This is a genomic window from Elusimicrobiota bacterium, from assembly GCA_040757695.1.
GTDB lineage: Bacteria > Elusimicrobiota > UBA8919 > UBA8919 > UBA8919 > JBFLWK01.
Window position 1 is genome coordinate 1 of record JBFLWK010000026.1, and the last position, 26,309, is coordinate 26,309.

Consider the following 26,309-nt stretch of genomic DNA (forward strand, 5'->3'; position numbering starts at 1 on the left):
GCATTTCAAGCCTCCTATAGGTCAAATAATGGCGTGCGCCACCATTATTTTACTATAAAAGTGCTTGTTCTCCGACGATAAATTATATTTCAAAGAGCTTTTTAAGCAACCTTTTTTGACTACGCTACTGAAAATGTCAATGCGGTATCGTAGGCAGAGAAACTGTTAGTTATGTTCCTATTTTCATCCCGCCCCTCTATTTTGCCCTGTGATAAATAAATCACGCTGAACCCGACTGTGCTGTTCCTTAATGGGAATGCTCCTGCCAAAAAGTCGTGTCTTATATCAGATATCCACTCTGTGTGCTGACCGACTATTTCACTTCTATTTAATTGAGACAGTCCAGCAGGATTGTAATTGATTGCGGATGCATCGTTTGCTACTGCTACATAAGCACCGCCTAATGATGTTGCTCGTGCTGATGTGCCGATGTTGAGGAAACTTGCACCAGTGTTTGATGAGGCAGGTAGAAAGGTAGAAAGGTAGAGGGGTAGAAAGGTTAAGGCAAAAACAAAAATTATAATTTTTTTCATAATGACCTCACTTGATAATTGCACACTTCCCTTGTGCTTTTATGTCAGAATATCCCAACTTCTTTGCTCTTATTGTGTAGATATACACGCCACTGGCAATGTCTGAGACATCCCAAGTGTATTCGTATTCGTATTTTCCATCATTGTTCCTGTCCTGTGGCGGTTCTGTAATCTTTGTTGAATGTATAAATTCACCGGCGATGTTGTAAATTCGTATTTCTACTTTGTCGGCAACACCACACTCTATGTGTATCGTTGGATATTTCCCGCCTTTTGCGGGATTTGGATATACATATATCTCACCTTTTACAAAGTCAGAAATTGCACGATTGAGCGATTGAGAGATTGGAGCAGAAGCAAGTAGTGTTGTGGGTTTATTAACTGAAACGGTTGCTTCGCCATTAATATCTTCATCTGATAAGTAAGCAACAGTTGGGCTACCGTAATCATCCGTCTAACATATCCTTCTCCGTCTACATTGAGCACCTCTAAAAAACCAACGGTTTTTAGAAAAATTATAAACTTATCTAAAAAACCCCAGCCTGCATCTTGCAAGATTCCGTAGTTACCTGCCAGTATCCTTTTGGCTGCTTCCTTCTGGTTCCTGGTTAAATGTTCCCACACTAAATACTGACGATTCCTTTCTCTTAATTCCTGTTTTGCTATTTCACTTTGTTCTTTCATTTTCTATCTCGTTTTGGGGAACATATTTGTAGATATTTCTACCTTTGTAGAAACAGGTAAAATACCGTAACTTTTATATTCCACAGTAGAATCCATTGCTTTTACAGATTTGAGAGAGCTTTGGCCTTTAATCCGAGCACGGAAAATTAAACAGGCTGGTAACATCCTGCCTGTCATCTCACACCGCCTTTCCGCATATTGCCGCCTTTGCCTTAATTTACTTATTTCATTCATTAAATCCTGTTTTCTGTCCATCCCATCACCCCCCTATATTTTTATTGTATATTAGTAATATATTTATATTACTAATACTATTTTAGCAAAAAAATAATAGGGTGTCAAGCCCTGCAAAAAAATTTTCGCTTTTACCGACCTTACCTATCCCTTATGGCAAATCTTGAGCTGCCTTGTTACTCTAAATAATCGGCAAGATTTTTAGCACGGGTTGGATGTTTCATTTTTCTTATTGCCTTTGCTTCAATCTGGCGAACTCGTTCTCTGGTTATATTAAATATTCTTCCAACTTCTTCCAGTGTTAATGGATAACCGTACCCAACGCCAAACCGCAGCCTGATAATTTCGGCTTCACGTTCGCCAAGTGTAGAAAGTGCATTTTCTATCTCTCTATATCGTAAATCAGAATGCAAATGTTTTTCTGGTGTTTTATGTTTTTTATCTTCTATGAAATCTTCAAGTCGTGAACCTTCGTCGTCATTTAATGGTGTTGACAGCGAGAGCGGCTCCTGAATAATTCTCAACAGTGTTCTTACTTTATCTACAGCCATTTTCAGATGTTTTGCGTACTCTTCAATAGTAGGACTTCTGCCATAATCCTGACGATATTTTCGCTGAAACTTATTAAGTTTTGATGCCATTTCTTTCATATGAACAGGGATTCTAATTGTTCTTGTCTGGTCTGCAAGTGCTCTGTTGATAGATTGTCTTATCCACCAGGTAGCATATGTTGAGAATTTGAAACCCCGTTTGTACTCAAATTTTTCTACACCTTTTATTAATCCGAGATTACCTTCCTGAATTAAATCAAGCAAAGAAAGTGATGGCGCATACATATGTTTTTTTGCTATTGAAACCACAAGTCGCAAATTTGCTTTTATAAGTTTTGATTTTTCAGATAGCAGTTCTTTTTCTAACTGTCTGATTTTTGCAGCCGCTGTTTCTATATCTTCTAACGGAATATTTACGCTTTTACGCATCTTGTTAAGTTTTCTGATAGCATTATTTGTTTCAGCCAGTATTTTATGAAACCCTGCGAATTTGTATCTGGTTAGTTTAAGAAATTTTGCGTTTGTAATTTTTTTTCTTTTTGCTTGACGGTAAAATCGTTTCACTTCGCTTAATGGCAATCTACTTTTTTTAGGAATCTGATTAGGAATGCTTTTATTAGCAGTTATTTTATCTGCAAAATTCAGCAGTTTTAATTTAAGTTTATCAAATTTTTCTTCGTTAAGATTCAGTCCTATTATCTTTTTAATTATATCCTTTTTGTAATTATTGATTTTATTTTCAAGAGATACTCGTTTTGTTAAATTTTTTTTGTAACTTTTTAGTTTCTTTTTCTTTTTAAGAAAATTTATCTTGGTCTGTATTTTATCTATATATTTTGATGCTTCTATCATTCTACGTTGCATATTTCTTAATGTAGCGTCAGTTTTTTTCCCACGAGGCATAAACTCGCGTGGTGATGCGGCGCTTGTTGATAAAAGCACTTCCCAGTTTTTTATCTCTTTTAATGCAACTGGTGAGTCCAGGACAATCAATTTGAGCGCTTTCTTTTTTTCCCAGATGCTCTTTGTCAGTTGTAATTCTTCTTTTCGTTCTAAAAGTTGAGATTTCCCCATCTCTGTAAGATACATTCTAACAGGGTCTTCCATTTTTAATCGGATTGCTTCTTCCTCATCACTGATAGGTGGTTGCTTTTCAGCGATTACTTCCTCTGACTGTTTCTCTATAATATTTATACCCATATCAGTCAATGTTATAAAGAAGTCATCCATCTCATTTACACTCATATCAATAAATGGCAAATGGTCAAAAATCTCAGAATAGGTTAGATAACCCGTCTGACGGCCGTGTTCAATTAAATCTTTTATCTCTTTTTCGTCAATCATTTTTTTAATCAGCGATTCACTTTTTTGAGCCTTTAATTTTTTTGGAAATTTCCATATAGGTTTTTATATCATTTTTTTTTAGCGCTTGTAAGTTTTTTTTATCAGTATTAAGTTGGACTGCGTGTAGAAACGATTTTACAAATTTTTCAGCTTCCGCAATATTGCAGTCATCCATTAGAATACCTGCTATAAGCTCCGAGCCACCGGCTAATTCTACAATTTCTGCTGGTGTTGTAGATGTTTGTCCTTTTTTCCTTAAAGTTAAAAGCAAATCAAAAATTTTTTTTATTTCTTCATTACTGAAATCATACTGAAAATCAACCGGGAATAAATCAACTAATTTTATATCACGAACCAATAATAGCATAAGTTGTTTTTCCGTTATGTTAATCTCCTTTATGGCGGACGAGCTATCCGGTTTTGTTTCATATCTCCCTGGTTTGATTTTAGCCAGTTCAACCGTAAGAAATTCCTCTTTTACATTAAGCCATTCAGCAAGTTTTTTAATATATTCTGATTTAACAATCGCATTGGGGATTTTTGAGATAACAGGCAGAACTGATTTTGCGATATTTTTTTTGCCTTCTGCAGTTTTAATATCTATCACAGCAGATTTCTCGTTAATAATAAAATCTACATACGATTTTGAGTTATTAAAGATACTTTTTAGTTTCTCTGCACCATCTGCCAAAAGTATTTCGTCGCTATCTTTACCTTCCGGCAGTTGTGCAACCTGTACATTCAAATCATCTGCGAGTAAAACCTCACAAGAACGCAAGGCAGATGCTCTGCCGGCAGTATCCGGGTCAAATGCGATCATTATATTATCAGTATATCTTTTTAGAAGTGCAGAATGCTGTGCTGTAAAAGATGTCCCAAGTGTTGCCACTGTATTAGAAATACCAAACTGATGACAGACGATTACATCAATATATCCCTCAAGGATTACAACAGAATCTTTTTCTCTTATCGGCTTACCAGCAAAATTAAGTCCATAGAGTATTCTGCTTTTTGAATATACAATTGTTTCTGGTGAGTTCAAGTACTTTGGTTGAACACTTTCAACCGCACTATCATCGTCTAAAACTCTGCCACCAAATGCAATTACTCGTCCTGTGATATCAAAAATAGGAAAAATTATTCTATTATAGAAAAAATCCTTATCATTTGATACAATTCCCGCTTTTGATAGTATTTCTGGTGAATAGCCCTTTTTAACAGCGGCATTGAACAGTATTTGGGGTTTCTGTGGTGCATAACCAATACGAAATTTTTCTATTGTCTTATTAGATAGTCCTCTTTTTTTTAGCCAATCTTTGATATTAGCAGGCGCTCTTTCATTAAGATACCGTTGATAGAACTGCGCAACTTCTTCTAAAATTTTGTAAATCTGTTCTTTTTCTTTTGATAGTCTATCATCAAAAGCCCAGTATTCTTCTTTGATTACTATTTTATATCTTTGGGCGAGTTTCCTGAGTGCTTCGGGATATGTAAGCCCCTCTATTTTCATCACAAAGCCAACTGCATTACCGCCGGTATTACAGCCAAAACAATGAAAAATTTGTCGCTCAGGACTTACATAAAAGGAAGGTGTTTTTTCGTTATGGAAAGGACATCTTGCCTTAAAATTCCTGCCAGATTTCACAAGCCGAACATATTCTTCAACAATTTCTACGATATTACAGGAACTTAAAATATTTTGTATTGTTGCTTCCGGTATTGGCATATTATAAATTTTTGGATTTTGAGTTTTATTCGCTGTGTTTTACTCGTCGGAAACCTGAACAGGGTATGAAGTAAGTAGGACCGAATTTGTTTTCTACTTTATCCAAAAGCAAATTCAGTCCAAGGGTATCGCTTGATATATGACCTGCAACTACTACATTGATGTTTGATTTTTCGGCGGTTTTGATATGCTCTTCAGACATATGCATCGCGACAATTGTACCAACACCAGCAAGCGATAATTTTTCTAGAAATTCAACCGCACCTTCAGTCCCGCCAGTCATATCTACAAAAATCTTTCCAGCACGATTCTCTTCACTGCCGACGATTATTTTAGGTCCTACCGCTTCTGTAATTGAATTCTTATATTCAGGAATCGTTTTTAATGTTTTTACTACATCGCCAACAAAATACGGTTTTGTAGTATCAAAAGTGTCCTGCAAATATTTTGTGACATGATTATCTGCAACAGTGTGTGCACACATAAAAGGAATCCCTAATAATTTTGCTGTATCTACTGCTCTTGTATGATTTATTGGCAGTACTTTTCTGAAAACTTCCTTTGTTCTTTTTGCTAAAAGTCCTTCCGCAATATTTATTGGAACACCGTATTTTTCAAGAATTTCTGCCTGCATCCCCATTACCTCATAAAAATTTGCATATGCATAGCCAGAAGGATGATGTGATAAAACTAAATCAACCGGTTTGCCGGTTTGTTTCAAATACACTGCAAGAAGAAGCTCGCCAACATCAATATCAATCCCAACCAAAAGCGTTTTTATTTCTTCAGCACCTGTGCCATTCAATATCCGTGTATCTTTATAGGGATTTTTCAATGTCTCCAAATCAAACTCTGATTTTTTTTCATCATCTAATTTGTTGTATTTCTGTTGCTGGACTGATAGTCCTTTTTTTACTGTCTCCAAACCTCTAGGGTCTGATAACACTCCTTCTCCTACAATGAAATCATACAATTCCATTAGTTTCAATTTACGCCTCCCAAAAAGGACGATTTAACCGGATAAAAGCACGATTGTAAACAGATCCCAACCCGTCTGAATCAGTCTTTTATCTGTCTGCAGCGTTTCTCTATCTATAAAAAATCCGTCTTCTCAGTTTTCGTCTTGCTTCCTCAGATTTGCGTTTTCTTTTTAAAGATGGGCTTTCGTAAAATTCACGCTTTTTAATTTCAGATAAGATTCCATCACGTTCACATTCACGCTTGAATCTTCGTAGCGCTTCTTCAATAGATTCGCCCTCTCTAACCTTTACATTCGCCAATGTTAACACCACCTTTCTTATAATATCAATTAAAAATTCAAAATTAAAAATGAAAAATTGTGGTAGATTGTTTTATTAAAATCTTTCACATAAAATTTTTAATTTTACATTTTACATTTTTAATTGTCTCTATCCAGGCGGCCAGTTCAATGTTCTACCACCTAACAGATGCCAGTGAATATGAAAAACTGACTGACCAGCATCAGAATTGGTATTCAAGACCAATCTATAACCATCTTCAGAGATACCCTCTTGTTTGGCAAGATCTTTTGCCAGAAGATGAACCTTTGTAATAATAATACCATCCGCATCAGTAATACCATTTAATGTAGGTATATGTTTTTTAGGAATTATCAAGATGTGAACCGGTGCCTGGGGGTTAATATCACATATCGCAACTAACTCGGTTGTTTCTGCAACGAGTTTGGCAGGAATTTTTTTATCAATTACCTTACAAAATAAACAATCTATCATCGCTATATTTATAAAGAATTTTTTGCATTTTGTCAAGTACTTTTTTTGTAAAAACGCAGATGACACAAAGTGTCATTCCCAAATGGTTCTATTGGGAATCCATTAAAGGCGTAGATTCCCGACAGGGACATTCGGGAATGACAAATCAGCAGAAATCAGCGATATCTACTACTTCATAAAATTTGTAATTTCTTTCTGGAATTTTATTAAACGGCGTATTGAGTATTCAGTATCTGTCTTATCCAGAATTTCTTTGTAGCCAGTATCGTAAATTTTGATACCTGAAATATTATATGTTTCTATCGGCAAAACAATTGTGAACCGCTTATCAATAACCGCCATTTCATCCCATGTCGCTGATACAACAAATTCCCGTTCTGGAATATTCAAGAGTGAAATCCCGTTGCAGTAATCGCTGGACAGATTTTTACAGCCCAGCACTGATAACAATGCAGGTACTATATCTTGGTGGCTGGTTAGTTTCTTATATTTTTGAGGTTTCAAGCCGGGTATATACAAAACTAACGGAACTTTTACCTGCTCTTCACAAAATCCATGATTGTGCCCATAGAAACCTTTCTCAAAAAATGCCTCGCCATGGTCCGCAGTTATCAAAATAATAGTATTTTTAAGTAGATTTTGTTTTTTCAGTTGAACGATTATTTTATTTATGAGTGAATCAACATAATAATTTGCGTTTTTGTATCTGTTAAAAACAGGCAGTACATTTTCTTTGTTTAGCAGAAGATAATTAAATGCAGGAACCGTCGGCTTAAATTTCTCAAAATTAGCCGGGAAATCATAACTGCCATGCGGGCTGTCAAAAAATAAAAATGCAAAAAATGGACTTCGTGGATGGTTAAGATATTTTATAAACGATTCGGTAATCGCAAAATCTTTTTCGTTTTTCGTTTTGCCTACTGGCTCATCATTTATTTTCGCAGCCGGAATTCTAACAAAACAGGTTTTATCAAATTCAGGAAAAGTGAGTTTGCTGGCTGAAAGTATTTGAAAATCATAGCCTAACTCTATAAGCGAGTCAATAAAGACAGGCGATTGCCTTTCTGCCAGTATAGTGTTCCAGTAATATCCATGAAGACCATAAAACACTGAAAAGATACCGAACCTTGTGCAATTGCCACCACTGTAATGATTCTCAAAAACTAACGAATTCTTGCTGAATTTATGGATATTCGGAGTAATATCCTTGTTCAGCATATCATATCTGTAGGAATCGCTAAAAAGCCAGATTATATTTGGCAGTGGCTTGTGGGTTCTGTAAAATTCAAGTTTTTTCTTGGGATAATTAAGACCTGAGTATTTTTTATCCAACACAAGCATAACAGGTTTGTCTATTTTTAAATGAAGATATTTCTGGGCGAATTTTTTTATTGTAAGCGGCTGATATAACGGAAATAATTTTAGATGCCGTGTAATATATGGAATGTTTTTCAAATCGGCACAGGCATAAAATCCTTTATCAATACCAATAATCAATACCACAAGAATCAACACTAAAAAAACATATTTTTTTTTGATAGAATACACGCTTGTTGAGATAGGTTTCGCAAGATAGTTATACATAAAAAATTCAAGTAGAAACAAAAAAATAATAACACCCGCAAGAAACAATTTTGTAGAATAACTAAATTCCAGCGATTCCCAGCCACCTTTTGTAAAAACTGTATTCAATACAAGCCCGTTAATATGAAATCTAAAAATTTTGTAGATACTAACATCAATAAAAACTAACAGATTAATAATAAAAAATAAAAGTACAAAAATAATTTTTGGTAACCTCAGAAGATAAAAAACTATAAGAACAACAAATATCAAAATATAAATTGTTAAACTGTTGGAAAGATACGCGAAAATTGTGAAAAGTATTTCTAACGGATGATTACTGACAAACTTAAAATATCCAAGTCCGATAATCAATGTTAGCATAAAATTTAGAAACATAAAAAAAATAATCGTTATCAGTTTTTTATTGCGCACAATACACAAGCTCGTTAGATGGTATAGATTTTGGAAGTTTTAGATGAATATAATTTGATGTGTATCCGTAGCCATTAGTTTCAGTAAGAACCTGCAGTTTTTTGCCTGAAAACTTTTTCAGAAAAGTGTGACGAAGTTGTAAATCCAGTTTTTTCATTTTTGCTGCCCATTTTTTAATCAAAACCGGCAAGCATGCTTTATCAATTTTGGAAGCTGCTGTTCCTGGTCTTTTGGAATACTTAAAAATATGCAAACGCGAAAACTGACATTTCTTGACAAAATTGTATGTGTTTTCAAGTGTTTCATCTGTATCCAGTGGATAGCCAATAATCACATCAGTTGTGATACCAATATCAGGCACTTTTTTTCGGATTTCCTGAAGTTTGTTGAAAAATTCTTGTGCTGTATAACACCTTCGCATATCTGCTAAAATTTTATTATCACCTGATTGTAAAGGTATATGCAGATGCTGACAGAGTTTTTTTGATGTTGCCATATGTTCAATTAAATCATTTGTTATATCATTGAGTTCTATAGACGATAATCTGATACGATAAAGCCATTTAATTTTTTCTAATTCTTTTATCAAAACCGTTAACTCCCATCTCCTATCGTCCATCTCATATCTGTATTTCCCTAACCTTATTCCACATAATACAATTTCTTTGTGTCCTGCTGATATATAATTTTTAATTTCTGAAATTATATCTTCTGGATTTTTAGATAATAATTTAGGTCTCACTTTAGGCACAATACAATATGTGCATCTCCCATTACAACCATCTTGTATTTTTACAAACGCACGAGTGTGATTGGTAAAGGGAGAAGGTAGAAGGTAAAAGGTAAAAGGTAAAGAAATACCAAGTATGCTACAAATATTCTGTTTTTCAGAATTGTTGAAAAACCGAACATTTGTTCGGTTTCTATCATTTCCGAACACTTGTTCGGTTTCTGGCATTTCCGAACATTTGTTCGGTTTTTGTTCGGATTTAATTCTATCAACACAACAGCCGGTTACATAAATTCTTGCAGTCGGATTAAGTTGCAAACATTTTCGCAAATACTGGTTTGTTTTGCGGTCTGCTTTTGAGGTTACAGTACAAGAATTTATAATAATAATATCTGCAGTTTCAGGCTTATCTGAAAGCGACAGCCCAGCACTTAAAATCTTGTGTATCATCTCATTTGTTTCACACTGATTCACCTTACAGCCAAATGTCTTAAAATGTATTTTCATTAACAAAGATTTTATTAAAATTAGACAGATTTGTCAAGACAGGGATTCATATCTAATTGTATTAAAATTTTAAATTTCGTCAAGCGGATTTTATTTTTTTTCATTCAATTCGTATAAAATATTTGCTATTACAACTATTGGGGCGGTTTCGGTACGAAGGATTCTTTTACCGAGTGAGACGGGAATTACTTTGTTTTTTCTGGCGAGTTTTATTTCAAGGTTTGAAAAGCCACCTTCGGGACCGACAAACAGATTGCAGATTGCAGATTGCAGATTGCAGATTTTAATGATTTGTTTGAGTGTAGTTTTTTGTTCGCACTCCCATAGAATTAAAGAAAGCGATTCAGATGAATTTAGAAACACGAATTTAACAGCAGATTCAAAATCTGTGATTACAGAGATTTCAGGGATAATTGTTCTGCCGCATTGTTTTGCGGCGGCGAGCGCAATTTTCTGCCAACGGATGTGTTTAGCGGGATTCAACCCTGCAACTACATTTGGAACGGTTCTCTCAGAAATTATGGGGATTATTTTTGCTACACCGAGTTCGGTTGTTTTTTCTATTATGAACTCAAATTTTTTGCCTCTTGGGATTGATTGATAGAGATTAATTTTTATTTTTGGTTCTGCATCCTTTTTTATTTTTGTAATTAGTTCTAACTCAATCTCGCCATTTCTTAACCCCCGACTTAAGTCGGGGGCTACAATCTTTGCCTCATATTCGTTGCCTTTACCGTCAAATAAAAAAACCACATCACCTGTTTTTTTTCGTAATACATTTTTTAGATGATGTGCTTCGCTACCTGAAATTACAACGCTATCGCCCAGTATGTTTTCAACAAAAAATCTATGCATTAACTTCCCACGTTCTCGCTAACGTGAGAACGTTTATTTAAATATTTTTCTGAAAAATCCTTCGTCTAGTTTTTCACCTGATATTTGGGCAAACTCTTTGAGTAGTTCTTTCTGGCGGTTTGTTAAGTTTTCAGGTGGGGCGATAAAAACCTTTACATATTCATCACCACGATTAGACGAATTTACTGCAGGTACACCTTTTCCTTTAAGCCGAAAAACCTTGTTTGATGGTGTCTGTGCTGGTATTTTCATAGATACATTACCATCAAGTGTTGGAACGGTTATTTCGCCGCCCAAACAAGCAGTTGCAAACCCAATAGGAACTTCAACATATATATCGTTTCGGTCTCGTTTAAAAATTTTATGTGGCAAAACGCGGATAACAATATACAAATCACCAGATAGCCCGCCTCGTTCACCTGCTTCACCTTTCCCTTTCACTCTGATAGTATTTCCAGTATCAACCCCAGCAGGAATTTTTACAGTAATTCTGGATTGTTTTTTAATCTTTCCTCTGCCTGAACATTCACTACAAGGTGTACCGACTATTTCACCACTGCCGCCACATTTTGTACAGGTCTGCTGTAGTGAAAAAAAACCGCGTGAATATCTGATAACACCTGCACCTTTACAAGTAGAGCAGGTTTTTTTTGATGTGCCTGGTTTTGCACCACTACCCTTACAGATACCGCAGGTTTGTGTATGATAGATATCTACTGTTTTTTCACAACCTTTGTAGGCATCTTCAAGTGTGATTGTCAGATGATATTCTAAATCATCGCCTTTTGTTGATACAGACCGGCGGGTTCTTGTAGAAAATCCTCTTCCACCACCAAAAATATCAAAAATATCGCCAAAAATATCGCCAAAACCGGTTTGTGCAAAAATATCTTCAAACCCTGAAAAATCAGCACTTCTGAAAATATCTTCATAACTGTATCTGCCATCTATCCCTGCGTGTCCGTACTGGTCGTAAAGTTGGCGTTTTTCAGTATCAGATAGAACAGCATATGCTTCTGAAATTTCTTTAAATTTTTCTTCAGCTTCTTTCTTTTTATCTGCAGGAACTCTATCAGGATGGAATTGCAATGCGAGGTTTCTGTATGCCTTTTTTATCTCGTCAGCAGATGCGTTTTTAGAAACACCAAGCACTTCATAGTAATCGCGTTTTGTCATTCGCCTCGCTCATATACAAATTAAGCAAATCAACAGCCAAATTACTACAAATATTTACAATAATTTGGTATTTTATTTGTGGCAATTTGTATTACTTTTCTTCCTTATAATCTGCATCTATAACATCGTCTCGTTTTTTTTCTTTTGGTTCTTCCTGTTTTTCCTCTTTTGGTTTCTCCTCTGTTGCTCGTTCCTCGTCACTCGTCTCTGTCTTTTGTTTCTTTGTTGCTTCTTTATATATTTCTTCGGCAAGTTTATGTGAAGCGGTTAAAACATCATCTTTTGCTTTTTTGATTTTTGAGATATCATTTGTTTTTAACGCCTCTTTTGCGTCTGAAATCGCTCGTTCAATTTTGAGCCGTTCATCTGCTGATACTTTATCACCGTGTTCTTTTAACGATTTTTCAGCAGAATATATTACTGCATCAGTTTCATTTTTTATTTCAATTTCTTCTTTCCGTTTTTTATCTTCTTCGGCAAATTGTTCTGCCTGTTTTACCATTTTTTCAACCTCTTCTTTATTAAGTTTTGTCGGTGCAGTAATTTTTATTGATTGCTCTTTGCCAGTTCCGAGGTCTTTGGCAGAGACATGCAATATCCCGTTTGCATCTATATCAAATGTAACTTCTATTTGCGGAATACCGCGTGGTGCCGGTGGAATACCGACGAGGTCAAACCTGCCTAACGAAACATTATCAGATGCCATCGGGCGTTCACCTTGCAGAACATTTATAGTTACAGCGGGTTGGTTATCCGCAGCGGTTGAAAATATCTGCGATTTTTTAGTTGGTATCGTGGTATTTCTATCAATCAGCCGTGTCATCACGCTACCGAGTGTCTCAACACCGAGCGAAAGTGGTGTTACATCCAGTAGCAGTATGTCTTTTACTTCACCGGTTAGAACACCTGCTTGTATTGCAGCGCCAATAGCGACGCATTCCATCGGGTCAATACCGCGTTCTACTTTTTTACCAACCAAATCCTCAACAAATTTCTGGACTGATGGCATTCTTGTAGGCCCGCCGACAAGGATAATTCGGGTAATATCGTTTGCAGTCAGTTTTGCGTCAGAAAACGACTGTTCTACAGAATGTCTGCAGCGTTCAATAATAGGTCCTACGATTGCTTCCAGTTTCGCACGGGTCAGTTTCATTGTAAGATGTTTGGGTCCTGCTGCATCGGCTGTGATAAATGGCAGATTGATATCTGTTTCTAAGACATTTGATAGTTCTATTTTCGCTTTTTCAGCTGCCTCTTTCAGTCGCTGTGTTGCCATTTTATCAGTTCGTAAATCAATTCCTGTATCCTTTTTAAACTCTGATGCGATATAGTCAATGAGTGCATTATCCATATCCGTTCCGCCGAGTTGTGTATCGCCTGATGTTGATTTCACCTCAAATACGCCGCCACCGAAATCCATTATTGTAACATCAAGCGTTCCACCGCCAAAATCAAACACCAGTATTTTTTCGTCTTTACCTTTCTTGTCAACCCCGTAGGCGAGACATGCGGCGGTTGGCTCGTTGATGATTCGTTCTACTTTTAGCCCTGCGATTTCGCCGGCATCTTTTGTTGCCTGTCGCTGATTATCATTAAAATATGCAGGCACGGTGATTACCGCTCTATCAACACTACCGCCCAGAAATGCTGCTGCATCTCGTTTAATTTTTTGTAAGATGAATGCTGAAATCTGCTGAGGTGCATATTCTTTACCAAAAATTTTATACTTGTGGTCGGTTCCCATTTTTCGTTTTGCAGCCATAATTGTTCCGTCAGGATTTGCAACTGCCTGGCGTCGTGCCGGCTCGCCAACAATCAACTGCCCATCTTTTGTGAATGCAACATAACTCGGGAATGCTTTGCCACCGAGCGTCATACCTTCTGCAGATGGAATAATTGTTGCTTTGCCCGCTTCCATAATTGCGGCTGCTGAATTTGAAGTTCCTAAATCAATCCCAATAATTTTTGCCATTTCCTACCTCCTATTCGCTTCGCTCACAAACGAATTACCACAAATCAAAAACCGAATTACCACGAATTTCTTTGTGGTCATTTGGTTGTTAATTCGTGGTCATTTGTTTGTTTAGATATTTTAACCATTGCGGGTTTCAGAACATTTTCGCCTATTTTATAGCCCGATTTTAGTTCCTCTAAAATAATACCATCTTTAGAATCTTCCGCACACTCGTTCCCGTCAGCCACTTTTTCTATTACACCGACAACTTCGTGGAACAGCGGATTAAATTTTTCGCCTATTGTTTTTATCTGCGTAACATTATGTTGTTTTAATATATCTTCAAGTTTCTTTTCTATATGATGCAAACCCTCTTGAACCGATTCATGATTGTTTGATTTCTCAATCATACTTTTTGCCAGTTTTACCGTCTCAAAAACATCAATCAGTTCAAGCAAGGTTGAATTTTTACCATTCTCAAAAAATATCTTTTTCTCTTTCTCAACCCGTTTCCTGTAATTCTCAAAATCAGCTTTAAGCCGCAAAAGTTGTTCATAATAACTTTCTGCCTTTTTTTTCTGTTCGTCAACAGATTGTTTCAGTATTTCAAGTTCTGCAATTTTTGCTTCTCTGTAAATATCTTCGGTATTCTTATTTTCACTCATTTTTTTAACACAGATTACGCAGATGAAAAACGCAGATTACCACAGATTTATCAGTGGTAATCTTTGTGTTTCTATGTCTGCGTGGTTTGTTTGGCAGTTTCCTCTGTTCTGTTGAGTAGTTCACTTATTTTTGATGCATTATTGGTTTCTTCGGTTCCAGTAATATTTTCAAAATCAAAAAAAGAGTTAAGATTCTGCAAAACAAAACTGAACTTTTCTCCCAAATCTTTATTGAACAATTCTTTTTTTGTAGTTATTAAATTTTTTATATCTGACAGAGCAACTCCCTTGACTACCATATTAAGCAAATTGCTGACTGCATCTAAAAAATCCTGCCGAACAGGTTTTTGGGTTTTGATTAAGAATTGTTTAACAACGCCGGTATCTGCCAGAACGGTTCCTGAAACAGTTTTTTTACCAACATAGCTTAATATGAGTTCTCGGAAAGTTGTTTTTTTCAAATCAGGCAATAGATTATAGTTGGAATGTTTCAGAATATAAAAAAATAGTTTTGATAAATCTAACAACGCCGAATTACAATTTCTTATCTGCTGGGTATAGTTGTTATTTAGTTCTTCTTTCTTTTTAAGAATCGTTTGCTGTGTTTCTATCAGGTCATTTATATAGAATCGCCAGCCCTTGTTTGTAGGAAGTTTACCGGATGATTTATGGAGTGATTTTAGATAACCATCTTTTTCAAGTTGTGCCATAAAGTTTCGGATTGAACTTGCAGAATATCCCAGCCCGCCATATTTTTCTGATACATATTTTGAAGCAATTGGTTTGCCTGTTTCAATATATCCCAGAATTACTGCTTGTAGTATTTTCTTATGTTTGTTGTTCATTTTATTACGAGTCGGTCAATTTTTTCACATTTACCAGTATGCTTATTTACAGTCAAAACAACTCCATTGAATACGATATTATCCTTTGCAACTTGGAATTTTGTTGGCATTGCGGTTAAAAACCTTTTAAGCACATCTGATTTCTCAACACCAATTACAGAGTCCGCAGAACCGACCATTCCGATATCAGTAATATATCCAGTCCCATTTGATAGGATTTTTTCATCTGCTGTTTGAATATGAGTATGTGTTCCGAGCACAACACTCACCCGACCGTCCAAATAATAACCCATTGCCTGTTTTTCAGAAGTAAGTTCTGCATGGAAATCAACGATAATAGTTGATGGTTGAGGGTTGACAGTTGACAGTTTTTCTAACACCCTGTCAGCACTTCGGAACGGGCAGTCCACAAGTGGCATATTGAATCTACCTAACAGATTCACAACTGCGATATTGTTTATTACACAAAAACCTTTACCGGGCACATTTTCCGGATAGTTTGCAGGTCTTACAACACATGGCATATCTATTATCTCGGTAAATTCTTTTCTATCAAAAGAATGGTTGCCAAGTGTAATGACATCAACGCCTGCTGATAAAATTTCGTCAACTGACTTTTTTACAATACCTGTACCGCCTGCTGAATTTTCACCATTAGTAATTGTGAAGTCAATAGAGTAGTTTTGTTTTATTTCAGGCAGTATTTTGCTTATTTTTTTTCTGCCTGGCGAACCTATTATATCGCCAATAAATAATATATTCATATATTCTATTTTGCAACTTCCTGATACCTTGTTTCTCTAATAACGGTTACCTTAATCTGTCCCGGATATTCCAGTTCCGTTTCTATTTTTTTTGCGATATCCTGAGCAAGTTGGTTAGCTGCAATGTCATCAACATCTTCAGGCTCTACAAGGATTCTTATTTCTCTGCCCGCCTGAACAGCATAACTTTTGGCAACGCCAATAAATGACTCCGCCACTTTTTCAAGTCGCTCTATTCGTTTTAGGTAATGTTCAAGCGTTTCGCGCCTCACACCAGGTCGTGCTGCGGAAATTGCATCTGCTGACTGTAAAATAAACGCCTCAACCGATTCCGGTTGAACAACACCTTCATGATGTGATAAAATAGCATTTATCATTTTTGGTGATTCGCCATATTGTTTGGCAATATCAGCTGAAAGTTGATGATGTGTTCCTTCCACATCTTTATCTACTGCCTTCCCAATATCGTGTAGAAGCCCCGCTCGTTTACAAAAACGTACATCAGCACCTAACTCTGCAGCGAGATATCCCGCGATATTAGCCACCTCTAATGTATGTGCTAACTGGTTCTGTCCATATGATGTTCTGTATTTCAGTTTCCCGAGTAATTTTATAATTTCAGGTTTAAGATTCATAATACCGACTTCTAATGCGGCTTCTTCACCAGCAGATTTTATATTTTCGTCCATTTCTTTTTTTACCTGGTTAACTACTTCTTCAATCCTTGCCGGATGAATTCTGCCATCCGCCATCAATCGTTCCATCGCGATTTTTGCAATTTCTCGTCGCATACCATCAAAACTGGACAAAGTAATAGTATCAGGTGTATCATCAATAATTAAATCTACACCAGTCGCCTGTTCAAATGCGCGAATATTCCGGCCTTCTCTGCCAATTATGCGACCTTTCATATCATCGTTTGGTAGCGGGACAGTTGACACAGTAATTTCCTGAGTATACGAGTTTGCACAATGCTGAATTGCAACTGCCAAAATTTCTTTTGCCTTTTTATTAGCAGTTTCTCTTGTTTCTTGTTCAAATTTTTTGAGCAGTACTGCCGCATCCTTTTGAGCTTCTTCTTCCATCATTTTCATAAGAACCTTTTTGGCTTCCTCACCGGACATCTGTGCTATTCGTTCAAGTATTTTTTTTTGCTCGTCTTTTTGCTGATTCAGTTTTACAAGTTCCAATTCTATTATTCGTGATTTTGAATTAACATCAGATTCTTTTTTTGCAGTTTCGCGTTCTTTTTTTTCAACAACTTCAAACCGTTTGTAAAGATTTTCTTCTTTTTGCAGAATCTGCCGTTCTAAATTTGAAAGCTCCTGTCGCCTGATTTTTGTCTGTGCTTCAAATTCATGACGATGTCGCTGCATTTCTTCTTTTATTGCCAACTCGCTTTCTCGTTTTCGTTCTGTAGCAGTTTTTTCTGCAGCAGCGATAATTTTTTTGGCAACCGTTTCAGCCGATTTCAAACTTTTTTTAGCAATAATTATTCTGACAAAATAGCCTGCAAAGATACCTATACCCACCACAATAACAGTTAACAAAATATTATCCATAACCCAATCCTCCATTTGCTTTTTTAAAAATCTGTTTTTCTGTAATTACTATATCCATTACCACATCATTCTTTGAAACCGGAATACTTCTTACAATTTGAAAATTATGTGCCAGCCCAATTTTTAGCACAGTCTGTTTTCTCAAAAGCCTGTCAAAATATCCTCTGCCAAATCCGAGCCGATTACAGTTTTTGTCAAAAGCAATACCGGGAACAATCACAATATCAAGCTGGCTTGTATCTTGTGGCTCGGGGCACCCACGCAACAGCGTGGGTCGTGTGGCTTGTGGCTCAAGAATCCCAAATTTTCCTGGAACCAACTGTTTTAAATTTTTGATTTGGGCTGGGACGATTTTGTTTTTTACAACTTTCGGCAAAAAAACTTGCTTTTTTAATTCCAAAGTTTTTTTAATCATTTCAGATGTTTCAATTTCGTTTCTGAAAGCTGAATAAAACATTATCTTTTTTGCCTTCTGAAATTCTTTAACTGAAAAAAGGTTGTTCAGAATTTTTTTGCTGTTTTTTTCAATAGTTTTTTTACTGAGTTTGTCTCGGATTTTGAGTATTTTTTTTCTGATACTTACTTTCTGCATTTCATTTCTGTATTTATCTGTGTTCATCTGTGGCTTAACTTATTTATTTTTTAATTCTTCTGGAACATCTATAATTTTTTCCGTTTTTATTTTTTCAATACTTTCTAAAATTTTGTTATACGCTTCCCGTGATTTCGTTGCTCTTGCAAGATATATCGTTAGTTGTGAAAGTGGTATTTTTGCTTCTGGCATACCTATAAATTCTACAGATTTCAGTACGGATGTTGCTAATACTAATGCAAACGGGTCAGCATTCCCAACATCTTCAGACGCAAAAATTATCTGCCGTCTTACAATGAATCTTGGGTCTTCACCAGCAACCAGCATTTTAGCAAGCCAGTATAGTGCGTCATCTTCTTTACCATTACGCATTGATTTTATGAATGCTGAAATCGTATCATAATGTCCGTCACCTTTTTTATCATAGAGTACAACTTTTTTTTGGATTGATTCTTCGGCAACATCTAATGTGAATTCAACAATACCATTTGACCAACCCTTTTTTTCTGTTGTTGTGAACCCGAGTTCAATTGCATTGAGTAATCGTCTCGCATCACCTTCCGCATTTTTCATCAGATGCTTTATTGCATCTTCTGAAAAGTCTATTTTTAATTCTCTTGAAGTTTTTTCAATAATTTTTCTTAAATCTGTATCTGCTAATTTCTTAAACTCAAAAATCAACGACCGTGAAAGAAGGGCTGAGTTGATATAAAAATACGGATTTTCAGTCGTAATCCCGATTAGGATAATTGTTCCTTTTTCAACAGAAGGCAGAAGGCAGTCCTGCTGTGATTTGTTGAAATGATGGAGTTCGTCAACAAGCAGAATAGTTTTTTTATTCCGCAGTTCTGCATCCGCGATAATTTTTCTCAATTCTTCTACACCACTGGTTACTGCATTGATTTCAATAAAATTTGCCGAGGTGCTACCAGCGATAATTTTTGCAAGTGCAGATTTACCACAGCCGGCTGGACCGTAAAAAATTACCGATGAAAGTTTATCAGAACTGATTGCCCGTCTTAAAAGTTTTCCTTCTGCTAAAATATGTTTTTGTCCCAAAAACTCATCAAATGTTTTCGGCGACATCCTTATCGCAAGTGGTTCAGGTTTTTCTATTTTATCTTTTTGAAATAAATCCATAAAAAAAATCCCCACGAATGCCGTGCAAACAAAAAGTTTTTGAAGCACCATTTACCAAGTGGGTATCCTGTCCCAATAACCACGGTTAAGTGGGAACGCAGATTCCCTAAATTGTGCTTGTAGGCTCAAAACACTCCGTTTGACACCAACACCGCAGGGAAAATATGTATAGTTCTAAAATATCAAAGCCGTGCTGCTGATTCTAAATGCAAAATTATTTCATCAACATTTCTGTCCAGTTCAGTTTTAATATTTTCTTTCTCTTCTCTCAATGTGAATATTTCCTCTGCTAATGCAATAAGAGTTTGTCTTAATAATGTCAGTGTATCAACGGTTTTCTGCTCTATTTTTACTTCTTCCAACTTTTTGTTGACATATTCAGCAAGTTGAGTGACAAAAAGAGGTTCCATCTCTGTTTCTACCATGATTTCAGTATCTAATATCTTGATTGGAACCCGCTCTTTTGCCATTAGATTCTCACTCGTTCTAAATTTTCTATAATATGTTCAACTCTGTTTTTTAGTATCTCTTTTTCTTTCACAAATTTTTTTGCCATTTTAATCTCCTCCTCAAAAACTGTCATTTTAGAAACCAATTCATCGTTTTTATCTTTCAGTTTCTGGTTTTCTTTCCGAAGTTCATTCATTCTTGCTGAAATCGTTTTAAGCCGTTCTTTTACTAAACTGAACCTGCTACTGATTTTATCCATCAGTTTAAATTATACAAAAAAAAATTATTCTGTCAAGCCCCCCACCCTTCCCTATCTAATTTTTGCATTAAAAACTTTTGTAAGTTCTGAAATAATTTTTTGTATCATTTTATTCACTTCTTCATCTTTGAGTGTTCTATCAGGATGTCTAAAAGTGAGTCGGAAAGTTAGTGATTTATAGCCGTCCTGAATTTGTTTGCCAGTATAAAAATCAATTACATCTATTTTTGCCAGAGTTGTATCTGCAGTTCTTTTGATTGTATTCTGTATTTCAGTTGAATGAAATTTTTGTGATACCTCTATTGAAATATCGCGTTCTACCGACGGGAATTTAGGTATTTGAAAATAGTTCTTATCAAAATTTATATAACTTGTAAGTGTTTCTAAATCAATCTCTATTATATACAGTTCATCTTTAATATCATAAAATTCTAATATGCCGGAATGGAGAAGACCGAAATGACCGACACTAGTATCGCTAACCAAAATTTCTGCTGACTTACTATGATGAAAGATTTTACTGGTTGTTCCCCTCCACCCTCCCCCCCCTTTTACTTTTTCAATAGTCCAGTTCTTGATCCCGACTTCCTTAAGCAGTGTTTCTACAAGCCCTTTTACAAAATAGAAATCAACTGAAACTGATTTTTGTTGCCACCAGTTAATTATATTTCCTGTGATACCGACAGTAAGAAACAGTTTTTCTTGTTCTTGAAAACATTTACCTATTTCAAAAATTTTTATATCCTTTTTTCCAGTGTTTAAGTTTCTAACCGTATTTCTTACAATCTGTGGAATAAGCGAAGGTGTCAGGAATGATTCTTCAGACGAGACAGGATTGCTGATTTCCCAGATGCTGTTATTAAAACCGAATTTTTCTAATTCGCTTCTTGAAACAAAATTGTAACTAATGTTCTCATAAAAACCTGCAGATGTGAATATATTCCTAATCTTCGTACCCAGTTTTTCAGATAGACTCTCCGTAATACCAGTTGTGAATTTTATTGTGTTATCCGTTTTTATTTTATCATAACCATAAATTCGTGCTATCTCTTCTACTAAATCAATTTCATATTTTATATCATTACGATAAGAGGGAACGGTAACAGAAAGGTAGAAGGTAGAAGGTAGAAGGTAGAAAGTGAAACCAAGGCGGGACAGAATTTTTTTTATTTCGTCGGTTGAAATTTCAGCGCCTAAAACCTTATTGACTTTTTTTGTATCGAGTTCTATTTTTGTTTCTTTTCGTGAATTGGGATATATATCAACCACATTATCAGCAATCTTGCCACCTGCTGTTTTTTGAATCATTTCTGCTGCGAGCATACTAATATTTAGCACATTTCTTATATCAATCTCTCTGATAAACCTAACGGAAGAATCGGTAGAGAGTGCTAATTTTTTTGATGTCTTTCTTATTGAGATTGGGTCAAAACAAGCAGATTCAAGAAAAATATTTTTTGTATTTTCAGTAACGGATGTTGATTCACCGCCAATGACACCCGCAATTGCTACAGGCGCTTTTTCATCAGCAATAACAAGCATTTCAGCGTCAAGCAAATACTCTTTATTATCAAGCGCCAAAATCTTTTCACCCTTTATAGCATTACGAACTATAATTTTATTCACTATTTTATCTAAATCAAACGCATGAAGTGGCTGTCCGTATTCAAGCAGAATATAATTTGTAATATCAACCACATTGTTCACCGATCGTAATCCACAAGTTTTAAGACGGTCAATAATCCACTGTGGCGAGTGGTTCATTTTTACATTTTTTATGATGATTCCCGTATATCTCGGACAGTCAGATATGTTTTCAACTACTACTGGAAAAATTTCTTTTGGAATGATATTACAAATTTTAATCTCTTTCTTTAACTGTTTATTGAATATCGCAGAACTCTCTCTTGCTATACCGAATACAGATAAACAATCCCCACGGTTTATTGTAATTTCCGTCTCAATTGCTGAAATGTTATTCAGATACTCATTGAATGTTATACCGAGTTGAATATTCTCAGGCAGGATTAAAATACCAGAAGCATCTTCACCAACCTTAAGTTCATTAGCAGAACACAACATCCCGTCAGAAGCAACACCCCGAATAACTGCTTTTTTTATCTCAACTTCAGGCAGTTTTGCACCTACTTTTGCCAATGGCACAATATCGCCAATTTTGATATTTTTAGCACCGCATACGATATTATAATTATTTATGCCATCGGTAACATTGCAAACAGTAAGTTTATCCGCATTTGGATGTTTGTCAATTTTAAGAATTTTTGCGACTATAACATTATTATCAACAGAGACACTTTTTACCGGCTGCGTTTCTATCCCTGCCATAGTAAGCCGATGAGCAAGTTCTTCAACGGAAACATCTATATCAACAAATTCTTTCAGCCAATTCAGCGGTATTTTCATAATTTAGGATTCTTCTTTTTCCATTTTACCTGTTTTCCCATTTTTCCTTAATTAAATTATACAAAATCTCAAAAAAATTGCAATAAAAAAATGACCGTCACCAACCCAGCCATTTTGTCATTGTGACCACGACTACTTCTCTCTGGTGGAAACAACCCTGTCTTTGCCCTGCGTCGGGGCAGAGTTTGGGACAGGTTCTTATATGAATTGCCATTCCGAGAATCAGTGTGTCATTTCATCTTGCTACGAAATCTATTATCATTGTCAAACAAGTTTGAAAATTTCAAGTCTGACACCGTTTCCTATTCTGGCTGGCAATTGGTTTGCATCTGCTGGTTTTGCGATTGGACTTAAATCATCTGCTATTACTTGTCAAAAATATAAAAAAATTAGATTTGGCTTTTTTATGGAATAAAATGATATTGCTTAAAAACATACGGATACCTTCGGTTCTGAAATGGTTTTTAATTTTTGTTAATTTTTATATCTGCGGTAGTCTTTTGGTTGCATTTTTTTTGTGGCTTAATGGCGATTGGGTTAGCACAGTTTATGGGCTTGCGGTTAAATTGCGTTTCTGGCCGATATTTAAGTCAAGTTTACAAATGGCGTTTATTATGTATATTTTAACACATCATAATCAGGTGATAAAAATAATTAGAAATATTTTGTCATATGCATATTGTAAAATGTTGATTTTTGGATTTTTTATAGGTTACTTGCCTGCTATTGTAGGATATTTTACTGGCAAACCGCCTTCTTCACCAGACGGTATTGTAACACTACCAGAATTATTTTCAAACAGTCAGCAGGTTGTTACAAAATTAATCCCGCAAATTACCGGTTCAAGTGAAATCACATTACTTACAAATCCATCGTTAATTCTTGTTTTTGCCGGTTTATTGGTATTGTTTTATAAATTTTGGATATCTTATAGAAGAAAAATTCTTAATGGAACATCTGTGCCAGCATTTTATCCAATTGTTGCATTGTCTGTGGCTACTATTCTTTTGGGTATTGTGTGTATACGGTGGGCTGACCCTGATGCCTCAAGGTATCTGTTGCCAATTTATATTTCTGTGTCGTTAGCAATATCCTGGATACTGGAAAGATTAAAAAAATTCAGTTATTTGCTGGCTGGAATCCTTTTATGTGTGTATCTGGGCAACAGTATTCTTGCAATTACTAAAACTTGGGAATTACATCAATCACCGCATCCGTATAAACATCTTATCCACCTATTGAACGAGACAAAAATTAAAGGTGGATACGCCGACTACTGGCTCGCATATTATCTTACCTTCTTAAGTCAGGAAAAAATTATTATAACACCTCAACAGAATGATTTTGTCCGAAACCAATCTTATTCAAAATATGTTCAATCGCTGAATAAAATTGTGTTGCTCGGGAAAAAGTTATTACCGTATCAGAAAAACATAACAATAGACGGAAACGGCTATCGGGTTATTAGACAGGAAGTAGATAATAAATTACCAATTATTTTTTTAGAAAAAAACTAAAATGAAAAAATATCTGATTTTAATAATTTTATTTTATGCTTTTTGTCTGAGATTCCCAATTATATTTCAGCCATTTTGCGGTTATCATGCATGGAATGAAGGTCATTATGCAATGACTGCAACAAATTTTGATAAGTACGGTTTTTTCAGACAAATGAATGATTTAGGCGAGGATTATACAGCCACACCGCTTTTTTCTTGGATAGTATATCTTTCATTTAAAATTTTTGGTATTACTGAATGGGCTGGTCGGCTGCCTAATTTAATATTCAGTATTTTATCAATTTATATATTCTTCCTCATAATCAAAAAACTATACGATGACAGAACAGCATATCTGTCTACCTTGTTTGCTTCAGCTGCTCACGGGATTGTCTATTTTTCTCGGAATTTGCAACTTGAAAGTCAGTTTCTGTTTTTTCTTTTATTAAGTATCTATTTTGCAATCAGTTACAACAAAAAATTAAAAACGGGTTATTATTTTCTGACATTTTTGTTTGCCGGTTTCTCTGTATTCACAAAATTTCCAGCAATACTTGGATATTTTTCGGTAGCTGTAATTCTTTTAAGTAACAACCTTACTAAAAAAATATTAAAATTTATTAGTGCTTCCTTTATTTCGTTAATTCCTGCTTTTATATGGATAATCTATTCTTCATTAAAAAAAGTTTCACAAACGGTTGATTATTTCACAAGAATCTCTGAGTGGTCTTGGCATTATTTGTTGAAAGCATTAGTTAAAACACCGTGCATAACATCAGAACATTTAGGTATTTTTATTTCTATATTAGTTATCATCGGCGGATTTTTTATTATCCGTGATTGGAAAAGACATTTATTTTTAATCGCATTCATCATACCGTGGTTTCTCCTTTTAGTCCCATTCCCCAAAGCATACCTAAAAAATGCTTATTATGATTATCCTGCACTTTATGGTTTTTGTGTGGTTGCTGGAATTGGAGCAGTTGAACTTTTGAAAGGGGGAGGGGGAATAAAGAAAAAACAGTTTGCTATTTTCTTGATAGTTTCAACAGTAGCATTCGGGATTGTTAAAACATACAATCGGCTAAAGAAATTTGACAGTTTTTCAAAATATGCTAAAATTTATGAGCCCACACCATTTTATTCAGCAAAATATGTGGCTAAAATTAGGTCTGACGATGAAACGGTTCTTGTGGATTATCCACAAACGATGTTTTATGCAGGCGGTGACCCTGAATTTGTAAAATGTATCTATGGACAGACAGAAAAATTTATAAGCGAACAAAAATATAACTACATAATCTTAAACTATTTTGGTAGTTATGATTTTGACGAGGTAAAAAAAGAATTAGAAAAAAATAGATATAACCAAGTTGCACCTTTAGCGTGGAAATTAAAAAAATGAAAACCACAATAATTCACGATTGATTACCAAGAATGCATTGTGCTAAAAATACTGCTTGACAATTAGTATGAAATGTATTATACTTAAGTATAAAAGAACAATAAACCACAAGATTAACACGAGATTTACACAGATGACAACAAAGTTGTCATTCCGAGTGAAACGAGGAATCTCATTCTTGAGATTGCCTCGCTTACGCTCGCAATGACATTTCTTGTGATAATCTGTGAAATCTCGTGGTTACTTTGTTTTCTTGAAAAGGAGGTGGTTAAAATGCAGAATTCGTTCAAGGTTGCTATCAGTTTGCCAGCAAGTGATTACAAGAAGATAGAAAATATTCGCCGTAAAATGAAAATAGGTCGTAGTGCCTTAATTGACGATGCAATCCGCTTCTGGTTGGATTGGGTAGAACAGCAGGAACTAATCAAACAGTATGAATCTGGATACCGAAAGAATCCTGAAGATATTCAACAAATAAAGGTAATGGAAAAGTTATCCGCAGAAGCATTCCGTGAGGAGGATTTGAAATGAAACGCAATGAAGTATGGTGGGCGGATTTACCTAAACCTATAGGCAAGCGTCCTGTGGTGTTACTTTCACGTGATGAGGCATATAATGTGCGTAATGCAGTTACTATTGCACAAATAACCACAACAGT

General features: G+C 35.4%; 27 protein-coding genes and 1 other RNA gene. 4 read left to right on the top strand and 24 right to left on the bottom strand.

Features of this window, described 5'->3' with window-relative positions; translation table 11 throughout:
* Positions 1–119: 119 nt before the first annotated feature.
* From AB1349_06265 to pheT, 24 genes are all read right to left on the bottom strand, one after another.
* Positions 120–533, bottom strand: a complete 414-nt coding sequence (locus AB1349_06265; GenBank protein ID MEW6556942.1) for a UPF0164 family protein — start codon at positions 531–533, stop codon at positions 120–122.
* Positions 534–540: 7 nt separating this feature from the next.
* Positions 541–939 carry a T9SS type A sorting domain-containing protein gene (locus AB1349_06270; GenBank protein ID MEW6556943.1) on the bottom strand — a complete coding sequence of 133 codons (399 nt, stop codon included), beginning with the start codon at positions 937–939 and terminating at the stop codon, positions 541–543.
* Positions 840–1,217, bottom strand: a complete 378-nt coding sequence (locus AB1349_06275; protein MEW6556944.1) for a hypothetical protein — start codon at positions 1,215–1,217, stop codon at positions 840–842. Before AB1349_06275 ends, AB1349_06270 begins: the two co-directional genes overlap by 100 nt.
* A gap of 3 nt (positions 1,218–1,220) precedes the next feature.
* Complete coding sequence (locus AB1349_06280) at positions 1,221–1,472, bottom strand: hypothetical protein (GenBank protein MEW6556945.1); 252 nt, start codon at positions 1,470–1,472, stop codon at positions 1,221–1,223.
* 155 nt (positions 1,473–1,627) lie between these two features.
* The gene (locus tag AB1349_06285) at positions 1,628–3,346 is read right to left on the bottom strand and encodes a sigma-70 family RNA polymerase sigma factor (protein MEW6556946.1); all 1,719 of its coding nucleotides are present in this window, start codon (positions 3,344–3,346) and stop codon (positions 1,628–1,630) included.
* A gap of 16 nt (positions 3,347–3,362) precedes the next feature.
* Positions 3,363–5,072, bottom strand: a complete 1,710-nt coding sequence (dnaG, locus tag AB1349_06290; protein ID MEW6556947.1) for a DNA primase — start codon at positions 5,070–5,072, stop codon at positions 3,363–3,365.
* A 25-nt stretch (positions 5,073–5,097) separates the two neighbouring features.
* Positions 5,098–6,051 carry an NGG1p interacting factor NIF3 gene (locus AB1349_06295; protein ID MEW6556948.1) on the bottom strand — a complete coding sequence of 318 codons (954 nt, stop codon included), beginning with the start codon at positions 6,049–6,051 and terminating at the stop codon, positions 5,098–5,100.
* Between the two features lie 109 nt (positions 6,052–6,160).
* The gene (gene rpsU / locus AB1349_06300; protein MEW6556949.1) at positions 6,161–6,352 is read right to left on the bottom strand and encodes a 30S ribosomal protein S21; all 192 of its coding nucleotides are present in this window, start codon (positions 6,350–6,352) and stop codon (positions 6,161–6,163) included.
* A gap of 129 nt (positions 6,353–6,481) precedes the next feature.
* Positions 6,482–6,826, bottom strand: coding sequence for a histidine triad nucleotide-binding protein (locus tag AB1349_06305; GenBank protein ID MEW6556950.1), 345 nt, complete (start codon positions 6,824–6,826; stop codon positions 6,482–6,484).
* Between the two features lie 168 nt (positions 6,827–6,994).
* Entirely contained in the window at positions 6,995–8,788 is a 1,794-nt protein-coding gene (locus AB1349_06310) for a sulfatase-like hydrolase/transferase (protein MEW6556951.1), read from the bottom strand.
* Between the two features lie 25 nt (positions 8,789–8,813).
* Positions 8,814–10,061, bottom strand: a complete 1,248-nt coding sequence (mtaB, locus tag AB1349_06315; GenBank protein ID MEW6556952.1) for a tRNA (N(6)-L-threonylcarbamoyladenosine(37)-C(2))-methylthiotransferase MtaB — start codon at positions 10,059–10,061, stop codon at positions 8,814–8,816.
* Between the two features lie 90 nt (positions 10,062–10,151).
* Positions 10,152–10,916 carry a 16S rRNA (uracil(1498)-N(3))-methyltransferase gene (locus AB1349_06320; protein MEW6556953.1) on the bottom strand — a complete coding sequence of 255 codons (765 nt, stop codon included), beginning with the start codon at positions 10,914–10,916 and terminating at the stop codon, positions 10,152–10,154.
* 33 nt (positions 10,917–10,949) lie between these two features.
* Positions 10,950–12,092, bottom strand: coding sequence for a molecular chaperone DnaJ (dnaJ, locus tag AB1349_06325; GenBank protein ID MEW6556954.1), 1,143 nt, complete (start codon positions 12,090–12,092; stop codon positions 10,950–10,952).
* A gap of 91 nt (positions 12,093–12,183) precedes the next feature.
* Entirely contained in the window at positions 12,184–14,064 is a 1,881-nt protein-coding gene (gene dnaK, locus AB1349_06330; GenBank protein MEW6556955.1) for a molecular chaperone DnaK, read from the bottom strand.
* Between the two features lie 77 nt (positions 14,065–14,141).
* Positions 14,142–14,711, bottom strand: a complete 570-nt coding sequence (locus tag AB1349_06335; GenBank protein ID MEW6556956.1) for a nucleotide exchange factor GrpE — start codon at positions 14,709–14,711, stop codon at positions 14,142–14,144.
* Positions 14,712–14,782: 71 nt separating this feature from the next.
* Positions 14,783–15,556, bottom strand: a complete 774-nt coding sequence (locus tag AB1349_06340) for a hypothetical protein (GenBank protein ID MEW6556957.1) — start codon at positions 15,554–15,556, stop codon at positions 14,783–14,785.
* Positions 15,553–16,320: a TIGR00282 family metallophosphoesterase gene (locus tag AB1349_06345; protein MEW6556958.1), complete on the bottom strand. Its 768-nt coding sequence runs from the start codon at positions 16,318–16,320 to the stop codon at positions 15,553–15,555. The genes AB1349_06340 and AB1349_06345 overlap by 4 nt, the downstream gene beginning before the upstream one ends.
* A gap of 5 nt (positions 16,321–16,325) precedes the next feature.
* Positions 16,326–17,882: a ribonuclease Y gene (gene rny / locus AB1349_06350; protein MEW6556959.1), complete on the bottom strand. Its 1,557-nt coding sequence runs from the start codon at positions 17,880–17,882 to the stop codon at positions 16,326–16,328.
* A complete protein-coding gene (locus AB1349_06355) occupies positions 17,875–18,501 on the bottom strand; it encodes a 5-formyltetrahydrofolate cyclo-ligase (GenBank protein MEW6556960.1) in 627 nt (208 codons plus the stop codon). The genes rny and AB1349_06355 overlap by 8 nt, the downstream gene beginning before the upstream one ends.
* A gap of 12 nt (positions 18,502–18,513) precedes the next feature.
* On the bottom strand, positions 18,514–19,614 hold the full coding sequence (locus AB1349_06360; protein ID MEW6556961.1) for a replication-associated recombination protein A: 1,101 nt from the start codon (positions 19,612–19,614) through the stop codon (positions 18,514–18,516).
* A 4-nt stretch (positions 19,615–19,618) separates the two neighbouring features.
* Positions 19,619–19,777, bottom strand: a non-coding RNA gene (ssrS, locus tag AB1349_06365) — 6S RNA.
* A 19-nt stretch (positions 19,778–19,796) separates the two neighbouring features.
* On the bottom strand, positions 19,797–20,084 hold the full coding sequence (gene zapA, locus AB1349_06370) for a cell division protein ZapA (protein MEW6556962.1): 288 nt from the start codon (positions 20,082–20,084) through the stop codon (positions 19,797–19,799).
* Positions 20,084–20,323: a hypothetical protein gene (locus AB1349_06375; GenBank protein ID MEW6556963.1), complete on the bottom strand. Its 240-nt coding sequence runs from the start codon at positions 20,321–20,323 to the stop codon at positions 20,084–20,086. The genes zapA and AB1349_06375 overlap by 1 nt, the downstream gene beginning before the upstream one ends.
* Positions 20,324–20,374: 51 nt before the next feature.
* The gene (pheT, locus tag AB1349_06380) at positions 20,375–22,747 is read right to left on the bottom strand and encodes a phenylalanine--tRNA ligase subunit beta (GenBank protein MEW6556964.1); all 2,373 of its coding nucleotides are present in this window, start codon (positions 22,745–22,747) and stop codon (positions 20,375–20,377) included.
* Positions 22,748–23,091: 344 nt separating this feature from the next.
* Here pheT and AB1349_06385 point away from each other — a divergent pair, with 344 nt between their 5' ends.
* The 4 genes from AB1349_06385 to AB1349_06400 all read left to right on the top strand — a co-directional run.
* Positions 23,092–24,264, top strand: a complete 1,173-nt coding sequence (locus tag AB1349_06385; GenBank protein MEW6556965.1) for a hypothetical protein — start codon at positions 23,092–23,094, stop codon at positions 24,262–24,264.
* Between the two features lies 1 nt (position 24,265).
* Complete coding sequence (locus AB1349_06390; GenBank protein MEW6556966.1) at positions 24,266–25,651, top strand: glycosyltransferase family 39 protein; 1,386 nt, start codon at positions 24,266–24,268, stop codon at positions 25,649–25,651.
* Between the two features lie 273 nt (positions 25,652–25,924).
* Positions 25,925–26,182 (top strand): ribbon-helix-helix domain-containing protein, encoded by a 258-nt coding sequence (locus tag AB1349_06395; GenBank protein MEW6556967.1) that lies wholly within the window; start codon positions 25,925–25,927, stop codon positions 26,180–26,182.
* On the top strand, positions 26,179–26,309 hold a 131-nt coding region (locus AB1349_06400; protein MEW6556968.1), incomplete at its 3' end, for a type II toxin-antitoxin system PemK/MazF family toxin. The genes AB1349_06395 and AB1349_06400, both read left to right, overlap by 4 nt.